The following is a 10,503-nucleotide window of genomic DNA, read 5'->3' as shown; positions in this document are numbered from 1 at the left end:
TATTATTGATTAGTAGGTACATCGCAGGCACTTGAGCAGGTGCCATTTTTATTGGCATATTCCTGGCCTTCTGTATCAAGTAATGCTTTTGCATCTGCATCTGCCTGCGATATCAGTGAAAAATATTTTCCATAAGGCACGGTATAACTTACAAAGTTTCCCGTATAGCCGGCCGCACAGCTCTGGCATTGTATAGAACTGGTAAACGGCTGGTTAAAAAATAAAGCAGTAGTTGCACCCGGGTCAGGTGTGGTATACATATATTCGTTCTTTTTTACCACGTTGCCATCCTGGTCTTTAACTAATAATAGCCGGTTAAAAGCATCGTATTCGTAGCTATTTGTTTTATTATGGGTATCAGTAATGGATGTTACTCCTGCACCGGGTTTGTAAGTATAAGTTGTAACATATGCTGAAGGCAAGTTGGTTCGTATACGGTTTAACTCCACCTGTAATGCAGCACCATCCATAGTTTGCAAAGCCGGTATACCTCCTGCCGATAGTTGAACGACAACCTGGTCATATGTAGCACCTTTTATCTCAGCAACAGGGTATTTGTAACCATAACCCCATAGTATTGTAGTCACAATCCCTGTCTTATTATTGGTAAGCTGTAATACATTACCATTTGCATCATACCTGTCAAAACTTCCTTCAGTCTCCAGTGCATTGCCTTTTGCAGCAGTTTGAAAAGTTTGTGGTAATAGATTACCCGAATTATAAGAGCCATAATTTATTTTCTGCTCATTTGTTATGGTATTACCGGTTTGCAATTTTGTATCAATTACCGGGCTGATGATGTTACCGGAGATCATAGCATCGTATACACTGTTACCTACATAGTCATGCGGGTAAGTCATTGTTGTTTTTATAGGTTGCCCCTTACTGCTAGTGCCTTCAATCCGGGTAGTTTGCAGGTGGTTGGTATTATCATAATAATAATTGGATATTGAAGTAACAGGATTTTGCCCATTCTCATCATATACAGTTTCTGTGGTAGTTTTTAACGGTGCCCAGTAAGAAATAATGCTGTATTTTACCATATCAAAAGCATTCATCTGGTCTTCGGTTACAGTAGTTCCTGCAGGGGGGCAGCTACTGGCAGGGTATGCATAAATTTCATATGCTTTGTTTACTGCATAACCAAATACTTCCCTGTTCGCCCTGTTATCAACCGCATAATCATATACCGTCTTTTTTAGCGGAAATAAATTTCCGTTAGTCGCCTTTTTATAATGTATTTCTTCCCTGAGATTTCCATTGGTAATACTGCTAAAATTACTCAACGTTGCGTTGGGTATATCCTGTCCCCATATCACCTGACCTCTTGCATCCGCACCGGTATAAAATTTAGATTGGGTGGCTCCGCCTTCAAAATTTTCTCCAATACTTTCAATTACCGACCCATAGCTTATTGGAGAAGTATGATAATCGTATAAATTATTTAGTGAGCCTGAGTACATGGCAGTGCATAAGTAATGACATCTCCAGCTACCACTATTTCCCCCTGTTGATATTGTACAATTTGCTGATCGCTGGTAATCTTTGGAATATTGAGGCTGCTGAACATTCAATAAAGAAGAAACTGTCAGGTCGGTAATATCGGCATAGTAATATTTTTTTATCATAGGTGTTTCTCCCGGGTTTCCGGTAAATACCCTTTTTACCCTTACTCCTCCTACTATACTATTTTTATTGATCGAACTTGTAGTTTTTGGATAGTACTTCATTACCACATTTGTTGTAATGGGTGCCCCTTTCGCTTTTAATGTTATAGTATAATTCCCCGGCGCCAGGGGATATGCTGGATTCAGGTAGCGTGTACAGCTACCGTTAGATGGCCTGAATACTTCGTTTAAAACATTTCCATTAGGGCCGTTCACAATTACGGTACTGTAGTTGTGAATTTCTTCAAATGTACCGGTGCCGGTACTATTTATAACCAATTGTATCTGCTGGGCATTGTCAATACTAAAATTGGATATTTGTGAATTTTCAAAAATCGCATTACCTTGTACACTACAGGTAAATTCATGGTACGTTTTATATGTTGCAGCTAAATTTTGTAGTTGGTTACCTTCATATTCAATATTATCTGTTCCGCCTGTTGGATAAACAATCTTTGTCAGCATTCCTTTGCCGGCAAACACAGGGTCAGGTTCCCGGTTAGCCGTAGCTGTTGGAAAGTGCTGTTTCAGGGTTATATCATCTGGCTTGGGTATAAAAGATCCCTGGTTATTTTTTCCATTAAAATATCCCCAGTGATCCTGCGAAAAAGACAATCTTGGGGGCCGGCCAGCAGGGTCATTGTAACTAAAATAATGTGTCTTGCTAAATTGATTGCCGGATGATAGTTCCTGTAAACTTACCAGGTAAGGCGTTTTATCATAACTGGTAGCTGTTTCACTTGCATAAGTAAGATTTGCCTGTTGCTCATTATAATTAAAATTAAAGCTGCTTTGATAAGCAGGAGCATTGATTTGAGTAATAGTTTGAGTAATACTGCTCACCAGTTTATCGCCACAATCTGAACGTGTTTGATAAGAAAAAGATATTGTACTGCTTGTATTATAAATAGAACTCAGTAATACTCCTTGTGTATTTACTTTATTGGTACAGGTTGAATAGCTATACGGAGCACCACCAGGGGGGCAACTTACAGTTGGTCCTACTATACCACAATCCAATTGAGGGTTAACCCATTCCAAAGACTGGCTTACTCCATTATCGTAAGTATAGGTTATAGGTGCGTACAGAAAGGTTATTGTTTCGCCTGAAGGATGTATAATTTTAGACAGGTACCAGGCATTGTTCACATAATCAGTATGTGATTTACCGCAGGAAGTTTCCCGTTTTGTTTTTTCAATTGCACCTGTACCACCAAAATAATATACTATGCCATCTGTGGTGGTAATTTTAAAATTCCAGGCCGTTCCGTTAAAATCATATTCTATTTTGTTTCTGCCGGCAGGTATCTGCATCGGTTGCATTTCATTGTCCAGTACAAAACTTCCCGAAATTCCATTCATACTGAAATTAAAAAGATCCGGCTCCGCATCATAACTGATATTGGTACTGATATTATTCATATAGTTAAAACTGCCGCAATTTTGTTGAACCGGTTCGTAAAGCGGTACTATCCTCATACTCTGCTCATCAGGATTTCCACGCTGCGTTCGTGTCACCACTCCACCAGCATTCAGTGACCACCCCATACCAACCCTTGATGCTATTTCATCTACTTTAATTCCGGTAGAGCTATAACCAAGTGATACAGGAACACTTAGCTTATTACCTTTAAGAACATATAAAGGAATATTAATGGTGGGGCTGCCGGTATTTTTATTTAGTGCAATTTCACTGTGTTTTATAATGGCTGCAGCATTGGGCGCCGGCGGTAAAAAATCCGACATCTTTGCAAAATTGCCCGGATCGTTTGTTTGGCATAGTGAGGCGCTGTACCAGGAAAATGCCATCGCTAGCATTACTAATCGTTTCATTTGGGTTTGAATTTTTTGATTTGCTGTATTTTAAAAATTGTATCCTGCTCTGAACATCAGTGGCTGGCTTACCGGAGCATGGGCTCTTGCCAGTATATCATATAGCAATTGCAATTTTGTTCCTTTAGCCCATTTTGTTTTTACATTTATCTTTCTAGTCAATCCTATCAATCCGGTATTTTGCCAGTCGTTAAAACTTTGCAATTGCTGAATATTTTTAAATGCTGCATTGTGATTCATTTCATAGCCTCCCGTTATGTAAAACTGTTTTTTCATTTTCCAGTCTACAAAACTTCTGAGGCCAATACCCTGGTGGCTGATACTGATATGCTGTATGCTGCCAAATCCCATTTTATAACTGGCACCAAGTCCAATAACACTTTTATCATTTAATTTATAACCAATGCTTAACCCTATATCAGCAGTAGTGGGCACAAGGCTGTTGTTTTTGGCAAATTGGAAATTGTTGCCGAACTCAAGGCGTTGCTTAAAAGTTTGTGTTTTGGTTTGGTTGGGTTTAAAGTCCGGTATTTCGGTATCAGCACCTGCCGATTTTAAGATCTTATCTTTTAAAGTATTTAATTGTGCCTGTGCCGCTTCAATGTTCAGCCTTATTTGCGCTTGTGCATTAGGACCACCCGCAGCAATCTGATTTTGTATCAAAGCATTTACACTGGCTCTAGTTTGTAAGCCAGATAGATTTGTTGTTGCGCCGCCAGCAGATGGCGTACCAAACAGTTTTGCCAACATTCCATTCTGCTGTGCAAATTTTGTAAAGGCTGGTATCCTGTTTAAAATAGTGAGTGCTGTTTCTTCCGCCTTCTTTTTATCATTAAAAATGGCTTTGTAATTTTTAAGCGTTTCTATGTAGTAATAATTTTCTTTAGTAATTTTTTGCAGGTATTTATTATTACCGAGGTATTGCACTGCCTGGTCCATTAATTGTTTGCTCCGCTCTTTAATAAATTGTTGCATGGCTTCGCTACTGGCTTCCTGCTGTTCCAGTTCTTCTGCTTTTTGTTTAGCTTTTTTTACAGGTGCAATTAATTTTTCATCCAGTTTTTCTTTTTGCTGTTCTAAATATCCTAAGCTGGTGGTTAGCTTATCCCTGTATTCATCATATTTTACTCTTTGTGCAGTAACAACAGCTTCGCCTTTCTTGTATTTTTCTAATGCAGTTGTAAACGTGATTTGATTGTTTGCAAAGAGACGTTGCGCTGCTTCGGGATTTACTTTCAACAACAGGCTATGAATTTTATTTTCCCATTTGCTGAGTTTAGTTAATGTCTTTTCTGTTTTATTATTAATGCGGTTAGTATATTGATCAATTTTTTTATCTACCTGGTGAATGTATTTTAAAGGCACCTGTTGTAAAGATTGTAATACAGCAACACTTTTAGCCGTACTACAAAAACAGCAGATTAAAAAATATAACAACATAAAAAACCGAAACAGACTCATAGCCTTACTGATTTTATATTTATAAAAGTTTGGGATAAGGTGTTAAGAAATTGAGAAAGGCAGAACAATGCCTGCCATCTTTATTGACACAGATACGTAATTTTATACCCTGCATCAATAAGAAGCATCAATCAAATTCTTCAATAAAATTTAGGAGGAGAAGGCTTAGAAATGCATAGGTACGAACTATTTTTTAAACAACCAATACCACTAAGTGATAATTTTTTATTTTAATTAATTTTCGTACAAGCATTCTATTTATAAAAAAATAATATAGGTAATAAGCAATAGAAATCGATATTTTTTTACTACCAATTTCCTCTATTTGTTCTATGTTGTTAATTATGCATTATTCTATCCTTTACAATCTTTTCAGTCTCGTATAAAAATCTGCATAATTAAATAAATCTAAATTTAATAAAGAGTATAAAAAATCCTGCAATGGTTTATTATTGCAGGACTTTCATTCCTTTCAAAAATGGAATCGAACCCGTGGAGCCGCAGGGAATCGAACCCTGGTCCAAACATATCCGCCGTAAGCTTTCTACATGTTTATTTAGTTATTAATTGTCGGGATATAGCAGGAACCTAACCAACCAACTGTATACTTAGAAGAATGGTCTTAAGCAGTGGTCACTTCATTCCACTGCAGCATTCCGTTTTGTTTTTGAGTCGGCGGCGGAACATGGTAACAGAACTGACCTGTTCGGCGGCCCTAATGGATGTTAATCTATCGATTAAGCAGCCATGGCATACTGAGTATTGCCATTTAAGTTGTTGAATATTCAGATTAAAGTGCTAATTATCCAACGCACTACATGCTTATACTTACAAAGAACTATGCTGTCAAAACCGGTCGGCCCCGGATATTAATTAATAATTGGGTAATTAATAATTAATAATGGTGCAAATTTACGAAAAGTATTTCGTTATCGTTATAAAAGTACATTTGCAGTACAATCATTTAACAAAACATAGCTATGGAGCCCGATCTGTTTTATAAGCAAAGGATACAATCACTAGAGGAACAATACAAACAATTACAATCCAAAAAATCAATGCTCGCCTGGTTACGCTTTGCGGCCGTGGTTTCCATTATCGCTGCATTGTATTTTTTATTGTCCGTGGGTATCAGCTATGCAATTATAACAGCTTTATTGCTGGCGGTTGTATTTGTGCGGCTGATCTATACCGACCTGCAAAATAAAACTGCTATAAAAAACAACCGCCATTTAAAACAAATTAACGAAGCTGAATTGCAGGCACTGGCATATAATTATTACAGTTTTGATGATGGTCATCAATACATACCTGCCGCAGATCACCCCTACTCCAACGACCTGGATATTTTTGGCAGGGCTTCTTTATTTCAATATTGCAACCGCACCACTTCTGACATGGGTGGTAATATATTAAGCAACTGGTTGTTACAACCTGCAACTATACCAGTGATTGCACAAAGACAAGAAGCAGTAAAAGAATTATCTGGAAAAACAGCATGGCGGCAGCAATTAGAAGCATACGGTAAAGAGCAGAAAATAACAACAGTTACAGCCTCCCGTTTGCAGGAATGGCTGCAGGCCGAACCGCATTTTATCAATAATCTTTTCTGGAAGATTTTACAATATGCTATTCCTGCAATCATCATCACCGTAATTATTTTAAATGCCGAAGATGTAATTACCAACCCGGTCAGGAATCTATTTTTACTGGGCTCTGCTTTAATTGCTTTGGTGATGGCAAAAAAAATTGCGCCTTTACACATGCAGGTAAGCAAAATGGCAGATGAATTAGCCGTGCTGGCTGATAGTATAAAACATGTAGAGCAAACATCTTTTAATGCGCCATTACTGCAATCATTGCAATCAAAATTTGTTATCGAAAATACCAAGGCATCTACACAACTAAAAGAATTAAAAAGAATTGTAGAGCGATTGGACCTTCGATTAAATCCTGTAGTATTTATTCCCCTGGCGGTAATTTTGCAATGGGATATACAGCAGGCGATGGCGCTTGAAAAATGGAAACAACGCAACCGCCAAAATATTAATGATTGGTTTGATGCCATTGGGCAATTTGAAGCGTTGCATAGTTTTGCCGGCTTAGCTTTTAATCATATGGAATGGTGTTACCCAATTTTTACAGCACAACATTTTTTCATCAGCGGAGAAAATATTGGCCATCCATTGATCAATGCTGCTAAACGGGTAAATAATAATATCACCATCAATAGTAATGAAGAGCTGATGCTGATAACAGGTAGCAATATGGCTGGCAAGAGCACTTACCTGCGCAGCATTGGGGTAAATACTGTTTTGGCAATGGCCGGTGCTCCTGTATGTGCCGATACATTCACATTATCGCCTGTGCAAATTATCAGCAGCATGCGTATTGCAGATAATTTAGAAGAGAGCACCAGTACTTTTTATGCAGAACTAAAAAAACTAAAAGCCATAATCGACAAAGTAAATGCCGGTGAAAAAATATTTATTTTATTGGATGAAATTTTGAGAGGAACTAATTCATTAGACCGCCATACCGGTTCTGTGGCATTGGTAAAGCAATTGATCAAACATAAAGCAGCCTGCATTATTGCCACGCATGATGTAGAACTTGCAAAACTAAAAGATAATTATCCCGATAATATTTTAAATTATCATTTTGATGTGCAGGTAGCCAATGATGAATTGTATTTTGATTACAAACTAAAGGAAGGTATTTGCACTAGTTTAAATGCATCAATATTGATGAAGAAGATCGGGATAGAATTGTAGAGGGGTCAGACGGCTCCAAGCCGTCAGACCCCTACGCTATCTATTTACAATCTGTACTAATCGTTTTCCCCCATCCAAACCAGTCGTTACCGTTAGCATACAGCATCAATCCTAAGAGTAATACCATACCAACAATTTGTGCATACTCTAAAAATTTCTCATTAGGCTTGCGGCCGGTGATCATTTCGTATAATGTAAACACCACATGTCCGCCATCCAAAGCAGGAATAGGTAATAAATTCATAAAGGCTAATGCCATAGAAATAAATGCCGTAAACAACCAGAAAGTTTCCCAATCCCAGGTGCCGGGTAAACCATTGGTCATGCCTTTAAAACCGCCAAGGCCTTTATAGGCACCGGTTTCTGGCTTAAAGATCATTTTAAACTGATCAACATAAGAGGTTAATGATTTTACTGCTTTACTTACACCTGCAGGAAATGCCTGGAAGAAAGTGTAAGGTGTTTTTTCGATATGTAATACTTTCATGGTATCATATTTTTCATATGAATACCTGCTGATACCGATCTTGCCATTACAATCTACAATCACATTTTTTGTAACCGTATCTGTTCCCCTGATAGCTTTGAAAGTTACATTCTTATCTTTTTTATCTTCCAGGTAAGCACTGATCTCATCTAAAAAATTAATCGGAACAGCATCAGCTGCAATAATCCTGTCGCCTTCTTTTAAACCACCTTGCACAGCTTTATTGGCTGTATCTTTTGGATCAAACTCACCTAATATTGCCGGAAGCCTTGGAGTAATAAACCCTCTTGCAGCTTTGCGGTTTTCAATCACCTGGTTTAAGAATTTAACCGGTATGGTGATCTGCATTTTTTTACCTTCTCTTTCCAGGTCAACAATCCTGGCTTCTGTACCAATTAATATTTTCTCCGTAAGATCTTCAAAATATACAATCGGCTTACCGTTGATAGCAATTATTTTATCGCCACTTTTAAAACCCAGTTCAGTAATTTGTTTGTTCTGAATACCGATGCCATTTTCTAAACTCGACATAGGTATTTTTGAATCACCCCAAACCCACAATACCATGGCATAGATAAAAAACGCCACCAGCACGTTCATAATTACACCACCCAACATAATGATCAAACGTTGCCAGGCTGGCTTGCTTCTGAATTCGTATGGTTGAGGGGGCAGTTTCAAAGCCTCTTTATCCATGCTTTCATCCACCATGCCGGAAATTTTTACATAGCCGCCCAGGGGCAACCAGCCAATACCATATTCGGTATCGCCGATCTTCTTTTTTACTAATGAAAACCAGGGGTCAAAAAAGAGGTAAAATTTTTCTACCCGGCACTTAAACCAACGTGCTGTAATGTAATGCCCAAATTCGTGTAAAATAACGAGGATCGATAATGCCAGTAAAAGTTGTCCAACTTTTACGCCTACCACCGGCCAATCTATTGATAATAATGTCATATTAATTAGTACTGCTAGGGTAATTGTTTTTTAAATTAAGTATTGCTTTGCATTTAAGGGGTTCAATATAGCTGAAAAAGTTGAAGTGAGTGACACAACGATGTTAAATAGTAGTACTTCGGTTCGTCCCAAAAAAACTTTCTACAGGTTAATCAATGAAGCGGCAAAATTACGGGCTTCGCCGTCGCTGTCAAAATATTCCTGCATGGTGGGTTTTGGTATGAATTTTATATTTTCCATTGTTTTTTCCACTATGGCTGTCATATCCAGAAAGCCCACACGGTTGCGGAGGAAAGCCCACACCGCAATTTCATTGGCCGCATTTAATATACAAGGCATATTGCCACCGCGGAACAAGGCTTCGGTTGCCAGGGCCAGGTTTCTGAAAGTTTTAACATCCGGCTCCTCAAAACTGAGGTTGGGATATTTTCTGAAATCCAGCCTTGGGAAATCGTTTTTGATGCGCTGCGGAAATGCCATGGCGTACTGAATGGGCAACTTCATATCGGGCAAACCCATCTGTGCTTTTATGCTGCCATCTTCAAACTGCACCATGCTGTGAATAACACTTTGCGGATGCACTACTACCTGTATTTGCTCGGGCTGTAAATTGAATAACCATTTGGCTTCAATCATCTCCAACCCTTTATTCATCAGGGTTGCAGAATCTATCGAGATCTTTGCACCCATCGTCCAATTGGGATGTTGCAATGCATGATCTCTTTTTACATTCACTAAATAGTTAGGTTTTTTGCCTAAAAAAGGGCCACCACTTGCGGTAAGTATGATCTTTTCAATCTTGTTCCTGCCCTCGCCTACAAGGCATTGAAATATGGCCGAATGTTCGCTGTCAACAGGAATGATAGGCACTCTTTTTTCAATGGCCTTTTGCATAACCAGGTCGCCAGCCACCACTAAAGTTTCTTTATTGGCAAGCCCCACTACTTTGCCTTTTTCAACAGCTTTCATGGTTGGTTTGAGGCCTGCAAAGCCTACAATACCCGCCAGCATCATATCATAGCTATCAAAATCGGCTACTTCTTCCAGGGCTTTTTCGCCTGAAAATACTTTCACCAAAGTTTTTGCTAAAGCGTCTTTTACTTTTTGATAACGGGCTTCGTCGCCGATAACCACTGCATTGGGCTTAAATTCGATGGCTTGTTTGATCAGCAGCTCATCATTGGTTTGTGCTGTAAGAATCTCTACTTCAAATAAATCAGGATTAGCACGGATAACTTCCAATGCCTGGGTACCGATTGAGCCGGTGGAACCAAAGATAGCAATGCGTTTTTTGGGTGCCTGATCAGCCATTTGTTTTTAAAAA

General features: G+C 38.6%; 5 protein-coding genes and 1 other RNA gene. 1 reads left to right on the top strand and 5 read right to left on the bottom strand.

The features are described 5' to 3' along the window. Window positions 1-2 precede the first annotated feature (2 nt). The 3 genes from ACQ334_RS17795 to ssrA all read right to left on the bottom strand — a co-directional run bounded on the left by ACQ334_RS17795 (window position 3) and on the right by ssrA (window position 5,825). Complete coding sequence (locus ACQ334_RS17795) at window positions 3-3,500, bottom strand: DUF5977 domain-containing protein (RefSeq protein ID WP_430989601.1); 3,498 nt, start codon at window positions 3,498-3,500, stop codon at window positions 3-5. A gap of 30 nt (window positions 3,501-3,530) precedes the next feature. Continuing rightward, window positions 3,531-4,961 (bottom strand): hypothetical protein, encoded by a 1,431-nt coding sequence (locus ACQ334_RS17790; protein ID WP_430989600.1) that lies wholly within the window; start codon window positions 4,959-4,961, stop codon window positions 3,531-3,533. 490 nt (window positions 4,962-5,451) lie between these two features. Next, window positions 5,452-5,825, bottom strand: a transfer-messenger RNA (tmRNA) gene (ssrA, locus tag ACQ334_RS17785). A gap of 116 nt (window positions 5,826-5,941) precedes the next feature. Between ssrA and ACQ334_RS17780 the strand changes: the two genes are divergently transcribed. Continuing rightward, window positions 5,942-7,735: a MutS-related protein gene (locus ACQ334_RS17780; RefSeq protein WP_430989599.1), complete on the top strand. Its 1,794-nt coding sequence runs from the start codon at window positions 5,942-5,944 to the stop codon at window positions 7,733-7,735. 40 nt (window positions 7,736-7,775) lie between these two features. Here the strand turns inward: ACQ334_RS17780 and rseP are convergent, their stop codons facing one another. Both rseP and ACQ334_RS17770 read right to left on the bottom strand, forming a co-directional pair. Continuing rightward, window positions 7,776-9,179 carry an RIP metalloprotease RseP gene (gene rseP / locus ACQ334_RS17775; RefSeq protein ID WP_430989598.1) on the bottom strand — a complete coding sequence of 468 codons (1,404 nt, stop codon included), beginning with the start codon at window positions 9,177-9,179 and terminating at the stop codon, window positions 7,776-7,778. 141 nt (window positions 9,180-9,320) lie between these two features. Next, window positions 9,321-10,490: a 1-deoxy-D-xylulose-5-phosphate reductoisomerase gene (locus ACQ334_RS17770; RefSeq protein ID WP_430989597.1), complete on the bottom strand. Its 1,170-nt coding sequence runs from the start codon at window positions 10,488-10,490 to the stop codon at window positions 9,321-9,323. Window positions 10,491-10,503: the final 13 nt, after the last annotated feature.

The sequence above is a fragment of the Ferruginibacter sp. SUN106 genome, assembly GCF_050611765.1.
Lineage (GTDB): Bacteria > Bacteroidota > Bacteroidia > Chitinophagales > Chitinophagaceae > Ferruginibacter.
This window is presented reverse-complemented; position numbering and strand designations above follow the sequence as displayed.

Bases quoted from the DNA above. Each gene is read 5' to 3' on its own strand.
- ACQ334_RS17795 (WP_430989601.1), bottom strand. From the start codon at position 3,500: ATGAAACGATTAGTAATGCTAGCGATGGCATTTTCCTGGTACAGCGCC.
- ACQ334_RS17790 (WP_430989600.1), bottom strand. From the start codon at position 4,961: ATGAGTCTGTTTCGGTTTTTTATGTTGTTATATTTTTTAATCTGCTGT.
- ACQ334_RS17780 (WP_430989599.1), top strand. From the start codon at position 5,942: ATGGAGCCCGATCTGTTTTATAAGCAAAGGATACAATCACTAGAGGAA.
- rseP (WP_430989598.1), bottom strand. From the start codon at position 9,179: ATGACATTATTATCAATAGATTGGCCGGTGGTAGGCGTAAAAGTTGGA.
- ACQ334_RS17770 (WP_430989597.1), bottom strand. From the start codon at position 10,490: ATGGCTGATCAGGCACCCAAAAAACGCATTGCTATCTTTGGTTCCACC.